21 protein-coding genes are annotated in these 21,623 nt (G+C 39.0%); 5 read left to right on the top strand and 16 right to left on the bottom strand.

What is annotated here, in order from left to right; translation table 11 throughout:
- Entirely contained in the window at positions 1-717 is a 717-nt protein-coding gene (locus ACRZ9O_RS01910; protein WP_459455834.1) for an SDR family NAD(P)-dependent oxidoreductase, read from the top strand.
- Here the strand turns inward: ACRZ9O_RS01910 and ACRZ9O_RS01905 are convergent.
- The 10 genes from ACRZ9O_RS01905 to fucP all read right to left on the bottom strand — a co-directional run bounded on the left by ACRZ9O_RS01905 (position 714) and on the right by fucP (position 10,140).
- A complete protein-coding gene (locus ACRZ9O_RS01905; protein ID WP_459455832.1) occupies positions 714-1,772 on the bottom strand; it encodes a dipeptidase in 1,059 nt (352 codons plus the stop codon). The two genes, ACRZ9O_RS01910 and ACRZ9O_RS01905, sit on opposite strands and share 4 nt — an antisense overlap.
- Positions 1,763-2,827, bottom strand: a complete 1,065-nt coding sequence (locus ACRZ9O_RS01900) for a D-TA family PLP-dependent enzyme (RefSeq protein ID WP_459455830.1) — start codon at positions 2,825-2,827, stop codon at positions 1,763-1,765. The genes ACRZ9O_RS01905 and ACRZ9O_RS01900 overlap by 10 nt, the downstream gene beginning before the upstream one ends.
- Entirely contained in the window at positions 2,824-3,606 is a 783-nt protein-coding gene (locus ACRZ9O_RS01895; protein ID WP_459455828.1) for an L-fucose dehydrogenase, read from the bottom strand. Before ACRZ9O_RS01895 ends, ACRZ9O_RS01900 begins: the two co-directional genes overlap by 4 nt.
- The gene (locus tag ACRZ9O_RS01890) at positions 3,603-4,436 is read right to left on the bottom strand and encodes an amidohydrolase family protein (RefSeq protein WP_459455826.1); all 834 of its coding nucleotides are present in this window, start codon (positions 4,434-4,436) and stop codon (positions 3,603-3,605) included. Before ACRZ9O_RS01890 ends, ACRZ9O_RS01895 begins: the two co-directional genes overlap by 4 nt.
- Positions 4,433-5,272, bottom strand: coding sequence for a fumarylacetoacetate hydrolase family protein (locus ACRZ9O_RS01885; RefSeq protein WP_459455824.1), 840 nt, complete (start codon positions 5,270-5,272; stop codon positions 4,433-4,435). Before ACRZ9O_RS01885 ends, ACRZ9O_RS01890 begins: the two co-directional genes overlap by 4 nt.
- A gap of 1 nt (position 5,273) precedes the next feature.
- Positions 5,274-5,948 (bottom strand): SGNH/GDSL hydrolase family protein, encoded by a 675-nt coding sequence (locus ACRZ9O_RS01880; RefSeq protein WP_459455822.1) that lies wholly within the window; start codon positions 5,946-5,948, stop codon positions 5,274-5,276.
- Between the two features lie 4 nt (positions 5,949-5,952).
- Complete coding sequence (locus ACRZ9O_RS01875; RefSeq protein WP_459455820.1) at positions 5,953-6,693, bottom strand: SDR family NAD(P)-dependent oxidoreductase; 741 nt, start codon at positions 6,691-6,693, stop codon at positions 5,953-5,955.
- A 140-nt stretch (positions 6,694-6,833) separates the two neighbouring features.
- Positions 6,834-8,483: a UxaA family hydrolase gene (locus ACRZ9O_RS01870; RefSeq protein WP_459455818.1), complete on the bottom strand. Its 1,650-nt coding sequence runs from the start codon at positions 8,481-8,483 to the stop codon at positions 6,834-6,836.
- Positions 8,480-8,815 carry an L-rhamnose mutarotase gene (locus ACRZ9O_RS01865; RefSeq protein WP_459455816.1) on the bottom strand — a complete coding sequence of 112 codons (336 nt, stop codon included), beginning with the start codon at positions 8,813-8,815 and terminating at the stop codon, positions 8,480-8,482. The genes ACRZ9O_RS01870 and ACRZ9O_RS01865 overlap by 4 nt, the downstream gene beginning before the upstream one ends.
- A complete protein-coding gene (gene fucP, locus ACRZ9O_RS01860) occupies positions 8,815-10,140 on the bottom strand; it encodes an L-fucose:H+ symporter permease (protein WP_459455814.1) in 1,326 nt (441 codons plus the stop codon). The genes ACRZ9O_RS01865 and fucP overlap by 1 nt, the downstream gene beginning before the upstream one ends.
- A gap of 80 nt (positions 10,141-10,220) precedes the next feature.
- On the opposite strand from fucP, the gene ACRZ9O_RS01855 reads away from it, so the two are divergent.
- Complete coding sequence (locus ACRZ9O_RS01855) at positions 10,221-12,647, top strand: M14 family zinc carboxypeptidase (RefSeq protein ID WP_459455813.1); 2,427 nt, start codon at positions 10,221-10,223, stop codon at positions 12,645-12,647.
- The gene (locus ACRZ9O_RS01850; protein ID WP_459455811.1) at positions 12,647-14,029 is read left to right on the top strand and encodes an alpha-L-fucosidase; all 1,383 of its coding nucleotides are present in this window, start codon (positions 12,647-12,649) and stop codon (positions 14,027-14,029) included. Before ACRZ9O_RS01855 ends, ACRZ9O_RS01850 begins: the two co-directional genes overlap by 1 nt.
- Here the strand turns inward: ACRZ9O_RS01850 and ACRZ9O_RS01845 are convergent.
- The 4 genes from ACRZ9O_RS01845 to ligA are packed head-to-tail and all read right to left on the bottom strand — an operon-like array spanning position 13,995 to position 17,618.
- Entirely contained in the window at positions 13,995-14,435 is a 441-nt protein-coding gene (locus ACRZ9O_RS01845; protein WP_459455809.1) for a hypothetical protein, read from the bottom strand. The genes ACRZ9O_RS01850 and ACRZ9O_RS01845 overlap by 35 nt on opposite strands.
- Positions 14,416-14,718: a Dabb family protein gene (locus tag ACRZ9O_RS01840; RefSeq protein ID WP_459455807.1), complete on the bottom strand. Its 303-nt coding sequence runs from the start codon at positions 14,716-14,718 to the stop codon at positions 14,416-14,418. Before ACRZ9O_RS01840 ends, ACRZ9O_RS01845 begins: the two co-directional genes overlap by 20 nt.
- 6 nt (positions 14,719-14,724) lie before the next feature.
- Positions 14,725-15,618: a 4-hydroxy-tetrahydrodipicolinate synthase gene (gene dapA / locus ACRZ9O_RS01835; protein WP_459455805.1), complete on the bottom strand. Its 894-nt coding sequence runs from the start codon at positions 15,616-15,618 to the stop codon at positions 14,725-14,727.
- A 2-nt stretch (positions 15,619-15,620) separates the two neighbouring features.
- Positions 15,621-17,618 (bottom strand): NAD-dependent DNA ligase LigA, encoded by a 1,998-nt coding sequence (gene ligA, locus ACRZ9O_RS01830; protein WP_459455803.1) that lies wholly within the window; start codon positions 17,616-17,618, stop codon positions 15,621-15,623.
- 74 nt (positions 17,619-17,692) lie between these two features.
- Between ligA and rpe the strand changes: the two genes are divergently transcribed.
- Positions 17,693-18,355 carry a ribulose-phosphate 3-epimerase gene (gene rpe, locus ACRZ9O_RS01825; RefSeq protein ID WP_459455801.1) on the top strand — a complete coding sequence of 221 codons (663 nt, stop codon included), beginning with the start codon at positions 17,693-17,695 and terminating at the stop codon, positions 18,353-18,355.
- A gap of 4 nt (positions 18,356-18,359) precedes the next feature.
- Positions 18,360-20,384 (top strand): OmpA family protein, encoded by a 2,025-nt coding sequence (locus ACRZ9O_RS01820; protein ID WP_459455799.1) that lies wholly within the window; start codon positions 18,360-18,362, stop codon positions 20,382-20,384.
- Positions 20,385-20,434: 50 nt separating this feature from the next.
- Here ACRZ9O_RS01820 and ACRZ9O_RS01815 read toward each other — a convergent pair whose 3' ends face one another.
- Both ACRZ9O_RS01815 and ACRZ9O_RS01810 read right to left on the bottom strand, forming a co-directional pair.
- On the bottom strand, positions 20,435-21,007 hold the full coding sequence (locus ACRZ9O_RS01815; protein ID WP_459455797.1) for a carboxymuconolactone decarboxylase family protein: 573 nt from the start codon (positions 21,005-21,007) through the stop codon (positions 20,435-20,437).
- 48 nt (positions 21,008-21,055) lie between these two features.
- Positions 21,056-21,604 (bottom strand): peroxiredoxin, encoded by a 549-nt coding sequence (locus ACRZ9O_RS01810; RefSeq protein WP_223130633.1) that lies wholly within the window; start codon positions 21,602-21,604, stop codon positions 21,056-21,058.
- Positions 21,605-21,623 lie beyond the last annotated feature (19 nt).

The following is a 21,623-nucleotide window of genomic DNA, read 5'->3' as shown; positions in this document are numbered from 1 at the left end:
ATGAAAGTGTATATCGTCACCGGAGCTGGTCAAGGGATCGGGCATCAAATTGCACAGCAATTGATGGCGGAGGGGCATTTAGTGGTCATGAATGACATTGATTCCACTCTTTTAGCTGGACCTTATGCGAAGGCCGGTGACGTTAGTTCTTACGAGTTTATCCAAGAGTTAGTGGCCTATGCGCAAACATTACCCGGTGATTTAGCTGGTTGTGTCTGTAATGCAGGAATGACTACTTTTGGTAGTTTTTGGGATTACAGTCCAGCCTCTATGAAGTCTTTATTGGATTTAAATATTCAAGGGACTTTTTTCTTGATTCAAGAAGTAGCAAAAGCCATCCGTAAAGCGGGGAATCCAGGATCTATTGTGGTGACATCTTCTGTCACAGGACATCAGGCACATCCGGATTTAGCGGCGTATGGGATGACAAAGGCGGCTTTGAATCAATTAGTTCAAAACTTGGTCATCGACCTCTCCCCTGTCCAAATTCGTATTAATGCGGTTTCACCTGGTGCTACGATGACCGAAAGAACGGAGAAAGATGCGAATTATCTGCAAGAATGGAGTCGACTAACGCCGCTAGGTAAACCTGCTGACGTTAAAGATATTTCAGAGGCTGTTTGTTTCTTTTTGAGTGATAAGACTAAACACATCACAGGTCAAACATTAATCGTGGATGGAGGTTGGACTAGTGTAAGCCCCCCACCTAATGCCTAAGACCAGGCCTTTTCTAAGAAGTCAAGCCAGTTTTGGTGGCAGAATTTGACGATATCCTCGTCAGAAAATCCACGTTTCAATAGCAATTCAGGTAGTTTTTGTAAATCAGCAATGGTCTCCACGTCTGCTGGACATTGTTCTCTTCCGAATCCTCCATCTAAATCGGTGCCCAATCCCACGTGATTCGTATTTCCTGCTAGGTCGCAAACGTGGACTAAATGATCTATAAGTGTATTTAAGGTAACGTTTTTATTCAATGGCGTAGATTCCCCTCTCACCCAACCTGGAACCATCATCCAAGCGTCCATCGGCATGCCAATCACCGCTCCTCGCGAAATAATCTCTTTCAATTGTTCATCACTGAATTGACGATTATGATCCACTAAGGCACGGCAATTTTGATGACTAGCCCAAACGGGACCTTGGTGGTATTCCATCGCCTCCCAAAAACTATCATCACATAAATGCGTCGCATCCAAAATGATCTGTAGATCCATCATCTTACGCAATAAATCACGTCCACTTGCGCCCATCCCGCCCGTGGCATTCGTACCTTGTGCATAACGTCCCGGACCATAATGGGCGGGACCTAAGGCACGTAAACCAGACGCGTAGGCTATTTCTACATACTCTAATGAAACGATAGAATCAGCTCCCTCTAAACTCAAAATATAGCCAATTGCATGTTTATCAGCTTCCCATTGCGTTAAATGATCGTTTAATTCGGATCTATTTCGAATTGGACGAAGATCCCCAGTTCTTTCTAGTGCTTTGTAATAGGCTAATTGACCTTGTGTTTGTGCCCAAGCTTGTTCCGGACTATTCCAGCCGGGTAATGTGGAGTCAGGGGCCACATAGCGAGCGATTTGAGTGGCAACGACGATGCCTACATTTCCTTTTCGTAATTCGTCTAAACTTACGGTTGCATTGCCACGATCAGGTTTATCCGTTAAATGCTTTTCGCGATCATTGATCTCTTTAATAGGAGCGCGCAAGTCTCGATTCCATTCAAGCGCGTTCATACTTAAATCTAAATGGGCGTCGATTAATAACATAGTCTGCGATTTCTAGCTTTCACTTCCCATAAACCACCATCAATGACCTGAAGATGGGAATGTAGATTAACCGTAGGGCAAATATGGTATGGAATCATTCGGACGATTTCACCTATAGTGTAAGCTGAATTATCACCTACTTCTACAATTCCGTGTTCTTCGCTTTGGGACTTTAAAACCCAATTAGGATGATCCAGGAAGCGAACGCGATTATCAATCGGGTTTTCTGATGCCACTGATTTATGGCCTAGATCGAGGCAAATAGTCGTATCTGTGGGTTTTGAGATAATTCTAGCGATAATCTCTACTCCAAATTCAAAGGTGTTTTCTGGAAATAGTGCCGCATAACCTGCATCGAAAAAGATAAAAGTTCCTGGACTGCACGTAAATTGGGGATTTTTGTGGTGCACGAGGAAACTAGGGGTTCCAGATACAACTAATTCTAGATCAGAACGGTTAAAGCGCTCTAGTAGCTCATAGAAAGAAGTAAAATCTGTTTCTACGTGTTTGGCACGATCTTCGTATACCTTATCTCTAATATGACCATCATAGGCGTGTAAGCCGGTCAAAGTGACATTAGGCAAAGTTTCTAAATGTTGAATTAAAGCCAAAGCTTTAGCAGGTAAAATACCCGTGCGATTCATCCCCATATTGAGGTCTACATAAACTCCTGCTGAAAGGTCCGTAAAAATACGATTCAGCTCGGAAGCAGCAAAAGCATCATCTACGATAGAGGAGAATTTTGTTTTAGGATAATGGGAGACTAATGCTTTAAAACGGTCCAAATTAGGTCCGATCAATTGCATGGAAATAAGCACGTCTGGCGCTTCTGAAAGCGCTAACAGTTCCGCTTCGGCGATAGTAGCACATTTAAATTTGGTGATTCCCGCTGCTAATAATAAGTCGTTTCCTTCTTTTGTTTTATGTGTTTTGATGTGCGGACGCAAGCGTGCAGGATTACCATCCACCATTTCGATGACTTTGGCAATATTACGTTTTACCCGATCAGGATATACGATTAATCCCGGGCTTTCAAAGGTGTCCAAATTTCTCATGAAATCGCTCGATCTAGGTGAACATAGCCCCCATCTACGTGGATGATTTGTCCGGTGGTATGACTTGATTTAGGAGACATCAAAAATGTGACCATATCGCCTATTTCTTCTTTTGTGGTCATACGTTGACCTAAAGGTATTTTGCTGGTAATGCTGGCTAATTTTTCCTTCGGATTTTCTAACGTCTCAATCCATTTTTCATACATAGGCGTATAACATTCAGCCACGATGACCGAATTCACTCGAATGTTATAATCACGCAATTCTAGCGCCCATTCACGTGTTAAGGCATTGCGTCCGCCATTTGAGGCTGCATATCCGGAAGTTTTACCTTGGCCAGTTTCAGCCGTTTTTGATCCGATATTTACGATAGCTCCTTTGCTTTTTTTCAAATAAGGCAACACCGCTTGAGCCATTAAATAATAATGGGTCAAATTTGCGTTAATGGATTGAATGAATTTCTCGTAATTACCTGTTTCAAGGCCTACACCGTCATTTAAACCGGCATTATTAACTAATCCATCAATTTTTCCAAACATCTTGGCTACTTTATCAACTACTTGTTGACATTCGGACGGATTACTTAGATCGGCCACAAAAGAGAATGCTTGTCCACCAGTCGCTTGAATTTTTTCGATACATCTTTGATTATCTGCCTCGTTACGGCCCACTATGGCAACCATAGCAGATTCTAAGGCCAAAGACTCTGATATTCCTTGCCCAATTCCTTTGGCTCCACCTGTCACAATAATCACTTTCTCTCTTAATCCTAAATTCATAGTGTCTCTAATTGATAAAATTCGATAGCGTTCTGATAGTAAATTAGTTCTTTTTCTGACGCGTTTAAACCTTTAAGCGCTTCTTGAAATGAGGTAACCCAGCGTTCTAACGTTGAATTTACTAAAACAACCGGATAATCACTTCCGATAAGTAGTCTCTGTGGACCAAAAACGTTTAAAGCCACCTCCACAATCTCATTTACTTGATCCTGTGTCCAAGACTCATCTGCTGCCTCCGTCACAATCCCTGAAATTTTAGCAGAAACGTGTGATAAATTAGCGAAAGCTTGAATTTCCTTCTTCCATTCTTGGATATTCCCTGATTTTAGTGGGGCTTTGGCCAAATGATCTAACACGATTTTTTGCTCATCGCAAGTCTCACAAAAATCAATGGCCGATGTAATTTGATGCGGATAAATCAATAAATCATAGCTTAAGTCAAAGCTAGCGAGTGTTTTGACACCCCGGATGAACTCTTTCCTTGCTAGAAAATTGGGGTCTTTTTCCCCCTGAACAATATGTCTGAAGCCTTTGATGGCCTCAAATTGGGAGAAATAAGCCAGTCGATCTTCGATATTTGGACTTTGTAAATCCACCCAACCCACAACTCCTTGAATGAATTCGTTTTGTTCGGCAAGTGCCAATAGAAACAAGGTTTCTTCTTCTGAGGAATCAGCTTGAACAGCTACACAACCTGTAAATCCTTGGTCTCTAAAAAGTGGTTCGCTGTAGTTTGGGTAAAAATCAGCCCGAAGAACGGACATCTCTGGAGTTATCCAGGTATCCCGTTCTTCGTTGTAATTCCAAAAATGTTGATGTGCATCAATCATCCCTGATAGGCTATCGCTGTTTGTTGTTGTTCCCCTAAGCAATCCATTCCTAAGGTAACTACGTCTCCTGGCTTTAAATAGATCGGTGGATTGAATCCTAAACCTACACCGTGAGGTGTACCTGTGCTTATTACATCCCCTGGCAGTAAAGTCATAAATTGAGAGATATACGAAACCACTTGGGGAACGTTGAAGATTAATTGGTTGGTGCTACTCGTTTGGAAACGTTTCCCATTGACATCTAACCACATATTTAAGGCATGTACGTCTTTTATATCTTCTTTTGTAGCTAAATAGGGTCCCAAAGGCGCAAAGGAATCACATCCCTTCCCTTTTGACCAATTTCCACCACGTTCTAATTGATATTCACGTTCAGATAGATCATTGTGCAAGCAATAACCCGCCACATAATCGTAGGCCTCGGCTTCAGAAACATAAGAGGCCTTTTTACCGATCACAATGGCTAATTCAACTTCCCAATCTGTCTTTGTCGAGTTCTTGGGGATAATGATGTCATCATTTGGTCCTGAAAGGGCTGTCGTGCTCTTGAAGAATAAAATGGGTTCCTTCGGGATCTCTGCTCCAGTTTCTTTGGCATGATCCGCATAATTTAATCCGACACACACTATTTTACTCGGTCTAGCTACGCAAGAACCTAAACGACCGGAAATGACTGGGAAATCGCTGGGGTTTAGTTGAGCTAATTCTGCTAAGCCATTCTGTTGAAAAAAGGATTCGTTGAAATCTGTAAAACGAGATGAAACATCATAATAGACCCCATCTTGGTAAATACAGGGTTTTTCAGCCCCCTCTTTTCCGATTCTTGCTAACTTCATGCTATAATTTTTTAATAACGTCCCACATCGTATCAGCTAAAAACTGATTACCTGTTTCATTTAAGTGAACACGGTCAGAAGTTAAGATGCCTGACGCCTTGTTTTCGATGTTGTTTTTAGACTCGTAATCCATAAAGGCTTTGCGTAAATCGATCAATTGTACGCTATTGTCTTTAGCGATTTTCTTGATGATGGCTGAATAAGCATTTAAGTCACCATCGTTTTCGTTTGAGTTATCAAACTTTTCTCCGATCACTGTAGGTGTACAGATAACTACTTGAGCATTAGCTTTTTGAATCTTCTTAATTAAAGCATTATAGAATCTTTCAAACTTGTCCGCATCCGTTCCTGTACGTGAACTTGTTTTATGCCAAACATCATTAATGCCGATGTAAATAATGACTAAATTGGGATTTTTAGCCACCACATCTTCTTCATGACGCAAGTATAAATCATATACTTTATTGCCACCAATACCGGCACCGATCAGTTCATATTGATTAGAAAGACCTTGAGCGGCAATCATTTCGGTCATTTTGGTAATATACCCACTCTTTCCTACTCCCGCTTGAGTGATTGAATCTCCAAAGAAAATAATACGCTTAGGACCGTCTTTCTTGAATGAACTCAAAGAGGTTCCCAAAACTAATAACAGGCAAATCAGTTGTTTTTTCATAGGTTTAGTTGTTTAGATAAATGAATCCACCGTCAATTGGATAATCACAACCTGTGATAAATGCGGCTTCATCGGAACATAAATATAAAGCTAAATGTGCAATTTCTTGTGGTTTAGCCATTCGACCAATGGGTTGAGTAGCAGAAAGTTTCTCAAACATTTCTTTTTGCTGGTCTGGGTAGTTTTTGGCAATAAACCCATCCACAAACGGCGTATGGACTCTTCCTGGTGAAATACAGTTGCAACGAATCCCTTGTTTTACGTAATCTTTAGCCACCGATTGAGTCATCGATTTAATGGCTCCTTTTGTCATCGAATACCCAAAACGATCTGGAATTCCCACCGAGGCTGCCACCGAGGCCATATTTAAAATAACCCCCGACTTCTGCACAATCATAGCTGGAATAAAAGCATACATACAATGGTAAGCCCCTTTTACATTGACATCAAAGATGCGTTGGAAGTCTGTTGGATTCGTTTTCTCCAAATTCCCAATCTGTGGAATCCCCGCATTATTCACTAAGATATCTATCGTTTTTAACTTTGCGGCAATCGCCTCTACTGCTTCTAGTGAAGTTATATCAGCCTGATGAAAGGTGATTTCAGCCGGCATAGAGTTAACAGATGGTTTTAAGTCCAATACATGCACTTCTGCCCCTTGTGCTAAAAACGTAAGAGCGATCGATTCTCCGATGCCGGAGCATCCGCCGGTGATGAGGACTTTTTTGTTTGTTAGTTTGAACATGTCATTTAGTTGTCAGTGGGCAGTTATCAGTAGTCCGGAGGGGAATGAGTCCGAAGTCCGGAGGATTCGCATCTACTATCTATCCTCTATAATCTATACTATCTTATCTCCTTTATTCTTTGTGCTCTATTCTTTATTCTTTATAAAGACACCCCTCTCCTCCAGAACATAAAGTCATCTTGTCCCAGATCCATCGCTTTCGTATTAATCTCTCCCGAGGCTAATTGAATGATGTATTCTAAGACTTCTTCTCCCGTTTGTTCCACTGTTTTTTTGCCCGAAATAATGGGACCACAGTCAATATCAATAATTTCAGGAAGCTTCACAGCTAACTTTGTATTCGTTGATAACTTCACCATGGGGCTGATTGGATTACCTGTGGGGGTTCCTAGGCCAGTCGTAAATAATTGTATCGTTGCTCCAGCACCAGCCATACCAGTTGTGGCTAAAACATCATTACCAGGCGTACAGACAAGGTTTAAACCTTTCTTGGTTACATATTGTCCATAGCCTAAAACATCTTCAATAGGTGAAGAGCCAGCTTTTTTAGCAGCTCCTGCAGATTTGATTGCATCTGTAATTAAGCCATCTTTAATGTTACCTGGAGATGGATTCATATCAAATCCTGCACCTACTAATGCGGCACGTCTTGCATATTCACGCATTAAGAAACCGAAATTATCAGCGATTTCTTTAGTCACTGATCTATTTTGAAGTTCTTGTTCGACACCACATAATTCCGGGAATTCAGCGATCATCACGGTACCACCTAGACCTACGACTAAGTCTGCGGTATGTCCAATAGCTGGATTTGCGGAGATTCCAGAGAAACCATCTGATCCACCACATTTAACACCTACGCGTAATGCGGATAAGGGAGCCGGTTTACGGGTTTGTTTGTTGATTTCCACTAGACCCTTAAATGTCTGTAAAATCACTTCATTTAACATATTCTCGACTCCACTCCCATTATCTTGCTGTTGCTCAAAGATGTATAATGGTTTGGAGAAGTTCGGATCTTTCTCTTTTAGTTTTTCTTTAAATACCTCAATTTGAGAATGCTGGCATCCTAAACTTAAAACGGTGATTCCACCTACATTGGGATTGAGGCAATATCCCGCTAACAAAGCGCATAGATTTAAGGAATCATCTTTGTTTTCGCCGCAACCGCTTTCGTGCGTTAAGAATTTGATACCATCAACGTTAGGAAATTGGGCCGATTTATGAACCAATACCGAAGCAGAAGAAGCTGTATCTATTTCTAGCGCTTTCCCTTCAGCTAGTTGTTTTCCTAATTGTTGGACCTTTTGAGTGAATGGGTCCATTTTTTGGAAGCCCAAACCATTTAAGAAGGCGTTCTTTAATAATTCGATATTTCTGTTTTCGCAGAAAACTAAGGGAATAACTAACCAATAGTTTTGAGTACCTACTTGACCATCTGCGCGGTGGTAGCCATTAAATGTTCTGTTTTGGAATTTTGATACATCAGGCGCTGTCCATTCATATTCCTTTTGTTTTCCGACAAAATCAGTGGCAGCGTGATGTAAATTAAACGTATGAATGAGCCCTCCTTTGGGAATATCTTGACTAGCAAGGCCTACTAAAACTCCATACATGGTTGCTTTACCCTCTTTAGCTATAGCTTCCGTGGTGAACTTATGTTTAGCAGCAATATCATCTTGAAGCGTGATTTCATTCCCGTTATGCTGGATAACAGTTCCTTTAGGAAGATCTTGTAAGGCAACGAGTAAATTGTCAGTCGGGTTAATTTGTAAGAATGTTTGGCTCATTTTGTTAAGTTAAAAATAGGATGGGCAAGCACCCATTTGGCTCCTTGAGGAGTTCCTGGGATTGTTTTTTGGTAATTCGACATTAAGGTTTCCCATGCTTGTACAGCTGGGTTATCGGCATCCATTTTCGCTTTTTGGGAAAAATTAAAATCATCATTCGCAAGTATTTCCATGCAAAGCCGATTTTCAAAGCGAAACATTTTCATCGATTCTATACCGGATGCTAGTATACTCTCCTGAATTTCAGTAGGGATTGATTCGTGGTATTTTTCATATTGACGAATCAATTCAAGATCATCTATAAGGTCTAAAAGTAAGATGAAGCGTTGCATTAGTCTTTTATTTCAAATCCTTTAAAAGCAAAATAGATAATATAGGCAAAGCACAATAAAGGTATACTCAGAGCCGCTACGGTGCTTATTTTAAACAAAGAGGCAGTGATTGGTGGAATAATTGCTCCTCCTACAATCGACATGATAATTAAAGAGGAAGCGAGTTTAGATCCATCACCTAAACCTTTACAAGACAAAGCAAAAATGGTTGGAAACATAATTGATTGAAAGAAATAAACAGCGATTAATGATACCAGTGCTGATAATCCCCCGCCAAACATGGCAACAACAACCGAAATTACCGCTCCAATTGCATAATAACCTAATACTTTGTTAGAGGCAATTTTGCCCATTAAATACGTTCCAATAAATCTACCTAATAGGAATAAAATAAAAGCAAATGAGGCATGGAAACTAGCAATTTGCGTCGGACTCATTGTTTCTGAGATTTGGTAGATTTTATCCACAATCCAGAGATTATCGTCTTTAGCTAAATCTAATTTTAAATCAACAAAATTTCCCCAAAGTGAAACCTGAGCTCCTAGATTTAAAAATTGCGCAATAATACCTAATACCAAATGTTTTCTTTTTAATAAACTACCAATCGTCACATTAGAAGTAGACTCTTCAGCGGATTGCAATTCCGGCATTTTTGTGAATACAAATAATAATGCAACTAATGCGACTACGACACCGATGATGACATATGGCATTTGCACGGAGGCTGCTTGGCTTACTCTGATGGCCTCAGCCTCAGCAGCTGGTAAGGCTTGAATCATTTCTCGTGAATATTCTTTATCTGAAAATATGAATAATCCACCGATAATGGGTCCTAGTATGATACTCATTCCATTGAAGGATTGAGCTAAATTTAATCTAAAATCGCCTTTTTCAGGGTCTCCTAAAACAGTTACGTATAAATTTGCTGCCGTTTCTAAAAAAGCAATTCCTGAAGCAATTAAGAAAAGGGCTGCTAGGAAAAATCCATAAACTCTAATTTCCGCAGCTGGATAAAACAAAAATGAACCGGCTGCATAAAGCACTAATCCCATTAGGATTCCTGCCTTATACCCCATCTTCTTCATCACATATCCTGCGGGTAGTGCCATAGCAAAATAGCCAAAATAAAAGGCAGTTTCTACAATATTGGCTTGCCAACGTTGTAGATCAAGAGCAGTTTGGAATTGTTTAACTAAGGAGCCATTTAAACTATTAGCTAGACCCCATAAAAAGAATAAGCTCGTAACTAAAATAAGTGGTATCGTATAGGAAACTGATTCAGAATTCTTTACTGTAGGTTGATCTTGGTTTAGAGGTAATGCCATATAGATTTTTTATATAAAAGTAAAAACACTGCTTAATTTACCTCCTTTTATTTAATTTTATTGCAAACCTAATTAACATAATGAGAAATTTACTTTCCTGCCTCCTATTGCTGTTTAGTATGAGTCTTTCAGCACAGATTAAATCGCCTGATGAATTTTTAGGCTATCCAATGGGTACTAAATTCACCTATCATCATCAGATTGTTGCTTATAGTCGTTATTTAGCTTCACAAAGCAATGGATTAGCTCAGTGGCAAGTATACGGTCAAACAAATGAGGGACGTGAACAAGGCCAAATGATTATCGCCAATCTCCCTTCAGGTGTTAGTCTTGAACAAGTGCAACAAAATCATCAAAAACGAATTCAGGGAGAGAAAGCTGATCCTTCTCTCCCAGTCATCATTAATTTATCATTTAATGTGCATGGAAATGAAGCGGCTGGTAGTGAGGCGGCTTTAAATACTTTGTACTCCTTGATTTCTAAATCCAACAGATCCATTTTTTATGTCATTTTGATTGATCCTTGTATTAATCCAGATGGACGAGATGCCTATGTAACGCAATACAATCGTAGAAATTTTATTTCTGGAGGTAATTCGGATCCTAATGATCAAGAGCATTACGAAGGGATTACTTCTGGACGTTATAATCATTTTTCATTCGACTTAAACCGTGATTGGGTTTGGCAGACACAAAAAGAAACGCAGCAACGTTTGAAGTTTTATCGTTCTTGGATGCCCATGATGCATGCGGATTTTCATGAACAAAGTTTCCAGCACTCCTATTATTTCCCGCCAGCGGCAAAACCCTATTTAAACTTCATTGCTCAGTCGACTAAGGATTTGCAGGAAAGCGTAGGTAAATCTTTTGCAAAGCTTTTTGATGAAAAGAAATGGCCTTATTTCACTTCTGAAGTGTACGATTTATTATATCCTGGTTACGGAGACACCTACCCTGTTTTGAATGGTGCTTTGGGCATGACTTTAGAGCAAGGAGGAATTAGGGGTGGGTTAATTTCTGCTAAGAGTGATGGTGATACAATCTCTCTGGTTGATCGGGTGAAGCATCATACAGCTTTGGCCTTAAACTTAGTAGAATGGTCTCTTACTAACGCAGAGAGTTTGAAAGCATCATTTTATGGTGTTCATGATAAGTCTAGATCTAATCCTTCGAATAAGTACGCATACTATTTTGTTCCTGAAGAAGAATTGGTGAAAGGTCAAGAATTTAAACAATTGCTGTTAAAGAATAATATATCTTTCACTTATACAGATGTAGTTAAAAGTGTTCCTGCCTATGAGTATACCTCTATGAAGCAGGTAAATTTGCCTTTAAATAAGTATGGATTACTTATTTCCGCAAAACAACCATCGGCACCCTTAATTCAGGCTTTATTGGATCCAACAATCGCTTTGGAGGATTCTCTAACGTATGATATAACGGCGTGGAACCTGTTTCAATTAAATGGGCTCAAAGCCTTTGGACTGAATGAAAATGTTTTTGGACCATCTAAGAATCTACCGGATGGTAAGCAGTCTCTGCCAAATGAAAAGCAATTAGCTTATCAATTCGCAATAGACGAATACAAATCAAGTCAGGAATTAATTAAATATGCCATCGATATGGGCGCACTAGTGACCTATAATGATGCGTTAAATAAGTCAGGAATGGTTACGATCACTAGTTTAAAATTAACTGATTTACAAAGGGCTGAATTAATAAAGTTTGCCACTAATCGTTCAATTCAACTGAATGGTTTAAACACGTTCAAATCAACAGATAATTATGATCTAGGTTCAACTCATTACAAATCTGTATTTGTTCCTAAAATTGCTGTCATAGTTGATCCAGCTAATGATGTTAATCAACAAGGTGAAATCGCTTATTTTTTAACCCAGAAATATGGATTTAAACCTTCCTTCATCGCTGCGACACAATTATTCAAGTCGAATCTGTTTAATTACACGCACATCATTTATCCAGATGGCAAGCATGCTGCCCTCTCGAATACGAATTCGATTTTATTAACTGATTGGGTGAAAAAAGGTGGTAAACTGATTTTAATGGAGGGTGCTCGGAAAATTATTGAGGATAAAGATTTAATAGCTAAAGAAGATACAGCTAAACATACGTCTACTTATGCGATGCGTGAAAGGGCTGAGTTGTCTAATACCTCTTCGGGGAATATATTACAAGTGGACGTAGAGAAGACTCACCCCTTGGTTTCTAGAATAAATGAAGCTTCTATGTATATCTTAAATCAAGTATCTGATTTTGTTAAGCTGCCTAAAGATTTTACACCTGTACTTAAAACCTCATCAAAGCCTATTATTATGGGATTTGTAGGATCAAATAAGAAAGCCCAATTAGCCAATTCTTTGTTATTAGGGGTTAAAGAGGTGGACAAAGGTAAAATCATTTGGTTTGGTTTTAACCCCTTATTCCGTGCGATTCCTAATCAAGGTCAAACTATTTTCGAAAACTGCTTCCTTTATACTGAATTCTAATGAAACGATTCACCCTATTATTTACTTTAATAAGCTATTCGCTATATTCTCAAAAGGTGGCTCCCGTCTACCCTATTCCTTCTGCAAAGCAACTAGCCTGGTCGGATTTAGAATATTATGGTTTCATTCATTTTAATATGAACACATTTACGAATGTGGAATGGGGTGAAGGTAAAGAAAGTCCCTCTTCATTTAATCCGAGTGCTTTAGATTGTAACCAATGGGCTCGAATAGCTAAGAAAGCCGGTATGAAAGGTTTAATTTTGACAGCTAAGCACCATGATGGATTTGCCCTCTATCCATCTAAATATACCACACACTCTGTGGCTAAGTCCCCATGGAAGAATGGAAAAGGCGATGTTGTTAAAGATTTATCTGAAGCCTGCCGGAGATATGGATTAAAGCTCGGAATCTATTTATCGCCTTGGGATCGTTTTCACCCGGCCTATGGAACGGATGATTATAACCAAGTGTATGCCAAAATGCAGGAAGAGTTGTTAACTAATTACGGTCCTATTTTTGAGTTTTGGTACGATGGAGCGAATGGTGAGGGTCCGAATGGCAAGAAACAAGTATATGATTGGAATTTATTTCATTCAATAGTGAATAAATACCAACCGAATGCGGTACAATTTTCAGATGCTGGGCCAGATATTCGATGGGTAGGAAATGAAAGTGGCTATGCATATGATACCATGTGGAGTCCCATTCTACGTGACAAGATTTATCCAGGGTGTCCTGATTTTGACAATTATAGAAATGGTCAAGAAAATGGGACACATTGGGTTTCTCCTGAAGTGGATGTATCTATTCGACCAGGTTGGTACTATCATCCGGATCAGGATGATAAAGTTAAGAGTCCCGATTCTTTATTAAAGATTTATGCTGCTTCGGTAGGTCGAAACGCGAATCTATTATTGAATATTCCGGTAGATACGCGTGGTTTGATTCATGAAAATGATTCAGCTTCTTTGATGGGATTTGCAGCGATTCGGGCAAAGTCGCTTGTTAATCTTTTAAAGAAAAATGCAAATGATCCCTTATTCGATGGCAAGAATTCAACTTTTTGGATGGCATCTCCAAGAAAGAATGAAATTATGGTTGAATTGAAAACCCCTTTAAGCATAAATACCATTCTATTACAAGAACCTATTGCCTTAGGCCAGCGAGTAAGCAGCTTTGAAGTAGAATTAGTAGATGATGCAGGGAGAAAGGAAGTGATCAAGGCTGGCACGATTGGACACAAGCGAATGATCACATTTAAGGAGCGTAACTTAAAAAGCTTCCAAATTAGATTTACAGGATCTAGAGGTCCCGTATTAATTTCTAATTTAGAAGCTTACCGTTTTATTTCAACACGTAACGAACCGCTTTTCCAGTAAAGGTAAATCCATTAGCTGTCTGTGTGCTATAAACAGAATATTTGACGTCAATTAGTGCGGTTGCACCTAAATCCATGGCCTTTTCGACCATTTGACGAAGTATCTCCTGCTTTTTATCTTGGTGGTTACCACGGTAAAGCATTTTGCCATTTTGAGTCTGCTTGTCTTCTAATAGAACTTCACCAGACATTTTTATTGTTTCAATGTCCTCATAACTTTGCTTAGGAGTTTCATTGAAATAGACTACATCAATATCGTATTTAACAGGTATTTCGAAACCCAATCCATCATGGCGTTCGACTCCACCATTTTTAAAATCATTCGAATAATACGAAGTCGGCTTAACATGTTTAGAACATCCAACCACAGCTAATACAAGAAGAAGCTTACATGCTTTCTGAATCATAGATTAATACTTTATCCCAAAGGTGGGCACAATTTTTGATGAATTCTAAGTGAATTGGAGCAGTTTGGTAATAATCATGTCCCTTCTCTTCTTCGAATGTAGTTAATAAACAATAATCATATGAACGGTCGATGACGGGACGATCAGTTTTAGCCGGTTTACCTACGCTAAATACATCCACCGTTTCAATATCCGCAAGTGATTGAACCCCTTCCTCAAATAAGTCGATATCCTCCTTACTTAAACCTTTTTTTAACCAAAAATTTACAACGTGTACAAACATAGTATATTATTTATTTAAACCTTCTTGTAGACTAATTTGTGCTAATTTTTGTCCTAACTCAGCGGATGCGCTAGCTAATGGCATACGAACCTGAGCACCAAACAAACCTTGATTCTCTAATAATTTCTTCACTCCTACTGGATTCCCCTCTTCGTACAAATACGGATCGATGGTTAGAAATTTGCCTAATTCTTTTTGGGCTGAACGATAATCCCCTGCCAAAGCCTGGTGAATCATCGTGGTAAATTGTTGTGGAAATGCATTCGCAATCACGGACATAACACCCACACCTCCAATAGAAATAATAGGAACGGCTTGAACATCATCTCCAGAAATAAGTAAAAAATCGTCTGATTTGTGGTAAGCAATCTCCATGCATTGCTCGATAATGCAAGATGCTTCTTTAATACCAATAACATTTTTATGTTCTGAAAGCTTTAATACCGTTTCAGCGGACATATTAATCCCTGTTCTACCTGGAATATTGTACATGATTACAGGCACTGGACAAGCATCTGCAATTGCTTCATAATGAGCAATGACACCTCTCGCACTTGGTTTATTGTAATAAGGACAAACAGATAAAATGGCATCAATACCCTCAAATGACGTTTGTTTGATTTGATTAATCAACGAATCCGTATTGTTTCCACCTAATCCATAAACGATGGGTAAGTTTTTTGTATTTGCTTCTTGAATGGTTGAAACTATCTTTTTCTTTTCATCGGAAGTTGTAGTTGCTGACTCTCCTGTAGTCCCTTGAACTACTAAATAATCCACTCCACCGGTGCTCACGTGGTGAATTAATTTCTTTAAGCCATCCCAATTAATAGAACGATCCTCGTTCATGGGAGTAACTAAAGCTGGCGCAACGCCGTGAAATTTAGGTAATGATTGCATAATTAAGAGAGGAGGGCTAAAAACTCGTCTTCCGATATAATGGGTATGGATAATGAATTGGCTTTTTCTAGTTTAGCAGGCCCCATATTTTCGCCAGCAACTAGGTAATCTAATTTAGTAGAAATACTGGAAACGACCTTTCCGCCGTTAGCCATAATTTTTGCTTTTAATTCATCTCGTTCGAAATGTGTAAATACACCCGAAATTACAAAAGTTTTACCTTCTAAGGCCGTTGTTTCTAAAACTATTTCTCTTATTTCTTCTACAAACTGAACACCCGCACATTTCAGGCGATCGATGATGGCTCTATTTTCTTCATTTTCAAAGTATTCTAAAACACTAAGGGCAATCCGTTCCCCAATCTCAGGAATAGCGATTAATTCTTCAAGGGCAGCCTGCGCTAAGTTTTCTAACGAATGAAAATGCAGGACTAATTTCTCCGCAATGGTGGCTCCCACGTGACGTATACCTAGTCCAAATAGAACTTGACGGAATGGGATTTGCTTTGATTTTTCAATGCTGGAAAGTATGTTTTGAATCGATTTAGACTGAAACCCTTCTAAACCGATGAATTTCTCTGCGTTTAAATCATACAAATCGGCTATGTTTTGAACGATCCCTTTTTCAAATAATAAATCCACCGTTTCAGTTCCTAGGTTTTCGATATTCAATGCTTTTCTGGCAATGAAATGCTCGATTTTTCCTTTAATTTGGGGTGGACAACCGGTGTCGTTGGGACAATAATGATTGGCTTCTCCTTCTAGACGAATTAATTCAGTGGAACACGATGGGCATAGATGTGGGAATACAAAAGCGTCACCATTTTTTCGAGCGGAAGTATCTACGCCTGTGATTTTTGGAATAATTTCTCCACCCTTTTCAATGAAAACAATATCTCCTTCTCTTAAATCGAGACGTTCCATTTCATTCGCATTGTGAATGGAGGCACGTTTGATAACTGTTCCCGCTAAATAAACAGGTTCCAGATTGGCTACCGGCGTTACGTTTCCTGTTCGTCCTACTTGGTATGAAACGGAGTTGATACGAGTTCGTGCAATTTCAGACGGGTATTTAAATGCAATAGCCCAGCGAGGTGATTTGGCCGTAAAACCTAATCGTTCTTGTTGTCCAAAATCATTGACTTTGATCACAATCCCATCCGTATTTAAGGGTAAATCATTTCTTTTCTCAGCCCAACCCTCGATATAGGTTAATACTTCATCAATCGAAGAACAAACACGATACGTAGGTGAAACACTAAATCCAACTGATTTTAAATGTTCTAATGCCTCTGAATGGCTGTTGAAAGGATTCTCATTACCTAAATAGGAATAAATAAAGCAGTCCATTTCTCTTCGAGCAACTTCAGCAGAATCCTGCATTTTGAAAGTTCCCGAAGCTGCGTTGCGAGGATTAGCTAATGGTTGATCCCCTTTGGCTATTTTCTCCGCATTTATTCTATCGAAAGAAGTGATTGGCATATAGCCTTCGCCCCTTATTTCATAGGTGGAAGGAAAAATGGTGGAATTCACGCGGGTGGGTAAACTTTTGATGGTCTTTACGTTCGCCGTAATATCATCTCCTCGCGTTCCATCTCCTCTTGTTACCCCTTTTTGTAAAACGCCGTTTGTGTACCAAAACGACAAGGCTACCCCGTCAAATTTCAACTCACATACGTATTCGAATTTCTCTCCTTCTAACCCTTTTTTAACCCGCTCATCAAAATCCCGTAAATCCGTTTCGTTATAGGTATTTCCTAACGATAACATCGGGAATTGGTGGGTGACGGATTTGAATTCTTTCGTGATGGTGCCGCCTACTTTTTGAGTAGGGCTATCCGAACGGGCAAAAAATGGATTAGCTTGTTCTAATTGGATTAACTCAGCGAGTAATAAATCGAATGCTTGATCCGAAATAATGCTTTCATTCTGTTGATAATAGGCCTCATTATAGAGATTGATCTTCTCAATGAGCTCATCCATCCGCTGATTTATATCCATAATCGAAATTAAAACTTAATTCAATTGGAATCAAGCGGGAAACAAGGTTTAGGAATATTTTATACCTTTGTTGCATGAGAAATTTGATCATCGCCCCCTCCGTTTTAGCCTGTGATTTTTTAAACATAGGTTCTGAAGTACAAATGTTGAATGAATCTAAAGCAGATTGGATTCACATTGATGTAATGGACGGTGTATTTGTTCCAAATATTTCCTTTGGTTTTCCGGTTTTGGAAGCCATCAATAAAGTTGCTACTAAGGTGCTTGACGTTCATTTAATGATTGAAAAGCCGGAGCAATATATTACGACGTTTGCTAAATCAGGAGCTAAAGTCATCACCGTTCACTATGAGGCTTGTCCTCACGTTCACCGTACCATTCAGCAGATTAAAGATGCTGGTTGTTTAGCTGGTGTGGCGATTAACCCAGGTACGCCGGTAGAAGTATACCAAGACATCATTGCTGATTTGGATTTAGCCTTAATTATGTCAGTAAATCCGGGTTTTGGAGGTCAAAAATTTATTCCGAATGCGATTAGCAAGACAAAACGCCTAGCTCTGATGGCTGCTAACGCTGGAAATACTACGTTGAAGATAGAAATAGATGGTGGTGTCACCATGGCAAATGCTGCTGATTTATATCAAGCAGGTGCTAATGTATTAGTGGCAGGTAGTTTTGTTTTTGCTTCGGCTGACCCTAAATCTACCATCTCTGAATTGTTGACTGTAGCAAATTAATTTTATGGGTTTCAGAATCTACATCTTGTTGATTTTTGTATCCAATCTTACTTTTGCCCAAAAAGTTAAATGGGCCTTTCAAGTCATTTCTGTTTCCAGTGAATATAAAGATCCTTTATTAGGTAAAGAATTTAGAGCAATACATGCTTTAGGTCGACCGAGTAAATATCCTAAAATGGTGGCAAGTCCTAGTGCTTGGCAAACCCTCACACCCGATAATCCTGATGGTGAGTATATAATTGTCTCATTTGATACGTTAATGGCCATTAAACAAGTGGCTATATTCGAGAATTATGGTGCCGGAACGATCAACTCTGTGGAAGGATTAGATCAGAATAACAAAATATACCCGTTAAAATCATTTACGGCAGGATATAATACTTCTGGATCTCAGGTAACCACTATTCGTTTACCGACAAAAACTAATTTTCGGCTAAAGAGTCTTAAAATTTCTTTTAATTCCATGCGAGTGAAAGGTTTTTCACAAATAGATGCCATTGGAATTTCGGATACCGATGAACCGATTGAACAAAGTATAAAACTGTTAGCTGATCCCAATGCATTTATGGCAAGGGAGAATTTGGGTAATTTTATTAATTCAAAATTTAACGAGATTTGTCCTGTTGTAAGTCCAGACGGACAAAAATTGTATTTTACACGTTGGAAGCATCCAGATAATTACGGTTCTAATAAGAATCAAGATATTTGGGTTTCTACGTGGTCTGCTTCGGATAAGCTGTGGAATAAGGCTACTTTATTTTCCCCTCCTATTAATAATGATGAGAATAACGCAGTTTGTGGAATTACTCCCAATGGTAAGACTTTATTATTAAATAATGTCTATGGTAAAGATGGAACCATGGAGAAGGGAGTTTCTTTTTCTTATTTATTAAGAACAGGTGAGTGGAGTTTTCCAAAGGCTTTGAAAATAGTCAATTTCAAAAATAAGTCTGAGTTTTCAGAATATACGCTGGCACCCAATGGAAAGGTGTTATTAATGACCACAGAAACAAAGGATTCTTTCGGTGGCAAAGACATTTATGTTTCATTTTTAAATACGGATGATACCTGGTCTGAACCAAAGAATATCGGTTTTTCTGTCAATACTGGTGAGGCAGAATCTACTCCTTTTATTGCTCCTGATGGTGTTACCATGTATTTTTCTTCCAGTGGCCATGTAGGTTTTGGTAATAATGATATTTTTTTAACACGACGACTCGATGATACTTGGCAAAATTGGACAACCCCTGAAAACCTAGGCCCAATCGTTAATACACCTCAATGGGACGGATATTTTTCCGTCTCTGCAAAAGGTGATTACGCCTATTTTAGTTCTACAGAAAACTCTTTAGGTGCTGAAGATATTTTTCGAATTAAAATTCCTGAAAAAGCTAAGCCTCTGACCCTTATTCAGATGAATGGTCAGGTCATTAATCAGAAAACAAAAGAGCAAATGCCTGCTCGAATATTGATTAAATCAAAACTTAATCCTTTAGATACTTTATCGATTGATTATGATCCTTATGTAGGCGATTATAGTTTTATGTGGCCAGCCAAAAAACCTTTTTCTGTTCAAGTAAAGAAGCCCGGTTTCTTTAATAAATCCGAAAATTTTGATTTCAGTTCGTTAAAGAGTTTTAGTTCATTGAATCAGAATTTTATGATGCAAACGGTTGAGCCTAATAAGTCTTATTCTTTGGCAAATATTAGTTTTGATCAAGGTAAATCAGAGTTAAAACAAGGTTTTGAATCTGAATTAGAAAAGGTGGTGCAAATTCTTCTTGAAAACACCTCCTATATGATTTTATTAGAGGGCCATACAGATAATCAAGGCGATTGGAATGATAACCTTAAATTATCTATTGAACGTGTAGAAAATGTAAAAGCTTACTTAACGTCTAAAGGAATTGATTCTTTCCGAATAAAAACCAAAGGATGGGGAGGCGCAAAACCAATTGCAAACAATTTACTTGAAGAAACAAGACGAATCAATCGCCGTGTTGAATTCACACTAATACCCGCAGAATAAAAAAAGAGGGGATTGCTCCCCCCTATTTTACTCAACCTAAAACGTACTTATTATAATAAAACGATCAAACTTTTAATGATCGCTGTTAAGCGGATTGCATCTAATATACGTGCTTCAGTTGCACCGTGGTTTTTCACTGATTGCTCATGAGAAGTTACACACATTTCACAACCATTAATCGCTGAAACCGTTAAGCTAGCTAATTCAAAGAACTCTTTGCCTAATACTGGGTTCATCATAATCGACATACGAATACCTGCTGGTGCCGTATTGTAATACTCCTTATTTACCATGTGTTTAAATCGGTAGAAAATGTTGTTAGCATTCAATAAGGATACTAAGGCATGCATTTCTGTAATCTCTGCATCCGTTGCCCCTTTGCTAAGCGCTAGTTCTGTTAGGGAATCAATCGTTCTAGTGTGCTTTTGATTCACAGAAACCGCTAAGGCTAATAGAATAGCTTCTTTTTCTGTCAACGTTTGAGCGCGTAAGGCATTCGAAACATTGATTTTAAGATCTTTAATGTAGCGGTGATCTGCTGCATCTAGGGTATCTAAAAGGGCAAACGATTCTGTGGCAGGGATATTGATCTCCGCCAATAAGTTGTCTTTTGTCTCACTCATGGTTGTTGATTTTAATAGCCCCAGGGAATCCTGGGGCTAAAGAACTGATTATAATGTAGCGTCTCCAGCTTTCCAGTTACATGGGCAAAGCTCGTCTGTTTGTAACGCATCTAACACACGTAAAACCTCGTCTACGTTACGTCCTACTGAAAGGTCGTTAGCAGATACCCAACGGATAACGCCATCTTGGTCAGCGATATAGGTTACACGGTAAGCTACTTTTTCTCCTTCAGTTAAGATACCTAATTCTTCTGCTAAGCTCTTAGAAGTATCCGCTAACATAGGGAATTTTAAACCACGTAAATCGTCGTGATCTCTTCTCCAAGCTGCGTGAACGAATTCAGAATCAGTAGAAGCTCCGATTAAGGAAGCATCGCGATCTGCGAAATCTCCTGCACGACGGTTGAATTCAGCGATTTCCGTAGGGCAAACAAAAGTAAAATCTTTTGGCCACCAGAACATCACTAACCATTTACCGTCTTTCTTATGGTCTTCTGAAGTGATAGTTGCGAATTCTTTTCCTTGCTCTAAAGAAACGACTGCTGTTTTTGAAAATGTAGGGAATTGACTTCCTAATCCTAACATGTGATTTGCCATCTTTATTGGTTGTTTTATT

The organism is Aquirufa sp. HETE-40SA, from assembly GCF_054558635.1.
The sequence above is the reverse complement of the archived record's forward strand: the minus strand, read 5'-3'. Positions and strand labels throughout refer to the sequence as shown.

What these genes read in the sequence shown, in the direction of transcription:
- ACRZ9O_RS01875 (WP_459455820.1), bottom strand. Translation starts at nt 6,693, where the DNA reads ATGTTCAAACTAACAAACAAAAAAGTCCTCATCACCGGCGGATGCTCC.
- ACRZ9O_RS01900 (WP_459455830.1), bottom strand. Translation starts at nt 2,827, where the DNA reads ATGAGAAATTTGGACACCTTTGAAAGCCCGGGATTAATCGTATATCCT.
- ACRZ9O_RS01810 (WP_223130633.1), bottom strand. Translation starts at nt 21,604, where the DNA reads ATGGCAAATCACATGTTAGGATTAGGAAGTCAATTCCCTACATTTTCA.
- ACRZ9O_RS01820 (WP_459455799.1), top strand. Translation starts at nt 18,360, where the DNA reads ATGGGTTTCAGAATCTACATCTTGTTGATTTTTGTATCCAATCTTACT.
- ACRZ9O_RS01870 (WP_459455818.1), bottom strand. Translation starts at nt 8,483, where the DNA reads ATGAGCCAAACATTCTTACAAATTAACCCGACTGACAATTTACTCGTT.
- ACRZ9O_RS01905 (WP_459455832.1), bottom strand. Translation starts at nt 1,772, where the DNA reads ATGTTATTAATCGACGCCCATTTAGATTTAAGTATGAACGCGCTTGAA.
- dapA (WP_459455805.1), bottom strand. Translation starts at nt 15,618, where the DNA reads ATGCAATCATTACCTAAATTTCACGGCGTTGCGCCAGCTTTAGTTACT.
- ACRZ9O_RS01910 (WP_459455834.1), top strand. Translation starts at nt 1, where the DNA reads ATGAAAGTGTATATCGTCACCGGAGCTGGTCAAGGGATCGGGCATCAA.
- ACRZ9O_RS01850 (WP_459455811.1), top strand. Translation starts at nt 12,647, where the DNA reads ATGAAACGATTCACCCTATTATTTACTTTAATAAGCTATTCGCTATAT.
- ACRZ9O_RS01865 (WP_459455816.1), bottom strand. Translation starts at nt 8,815, where the DNA reads ATGCAACGCTTCATCTTACTTTTAGACCTTATAGATGATCTTGAATTG.
- ligA (WP_459455803.1), bottom strand. Translation starts at nt 17,618, where the DNA reads ATGGATATAAATCAGCGGATGGATGAGCTCATTGAGAAGATCAATCTC.
- ACRZ9O_RS01815 (WP_459455797.1), bottom strand. Translation starts at nt 21,007, where the DNA reads ATGAGTGAGACAAAAGACAACTTATTGGCGGAGATCAATATCCCTGCC.
- ACRZ9O_RS01880 (WP_459455822.1), bottom strand. Translation starts at nt 5,948, where the DNA reads ATGAAAAAACAACTGATTTGCCTGTTATTAGTTTTGGGAACCTCTTTG.
- ACRZ9O_RS01890 (WP_459455826.1), bottom strand. Translation starts at nt 4,436, where the DNA reads ATGATTGATGCACATCAACATTTTTGGAATTACAACGAAGAACGGGAT.
- ACRZ9O_RS01840 (WP_459455807.1), bottom strand. Translation starts at nt 14,718, where the DNA reads ATGTTTGTACACGTTGTAAATTTTTGGTTAAAAAAAGGTTTAAGTAAG.
- fucP (WP_459455814.1), bottom strand. Translation starts at nt 10,140, where the DNA reads ATGGCATTACCTCTAAACCAAGATCAACCTACAGTAAAGAATTCTGAA.
- rpe (WP_459455801.1), top strand. Translation starts at nt 17,693, where the DNA reads ATGAGAAATTTGATCATCGCCCCCTCCGTTTTAGCCTGTGATTTTTTA.
- ACRZ9O_RS01855 (WP_459455813.1), top strand. Translation starts at nt 10,221, where the DNA reads ATGAGAAATTTACTTTCCTGCCTCCTATTGCTGTTTAGTATGAGTCTT.
- ACRZ9O_RS01885 (WP_459455824.1), bottom strand. Translation starts at nt 5,272, where the DNA reads ATGAAGTTAGCAAGAATCGGAAAAGAGGGGGCTGAAAAACCCTGTATT.
- ACRZ9O_RS01895 (WP_459455828.1), bottom strand. Translation starts at nt 3,606, where the DNA reads ATGAATTTAGGATTAAGAGAGAAAGTGATTATTGTGACAGGTGGAGCC.
- ACRZ9O_RS01845 (WP_459455809.1), bottom strand. Translation starts at nt 14,435, where the DNA reads ATGATTCAGAAAGCATGTAAGCTTCTTCTTGTATTAGCTGTGGTTGGA.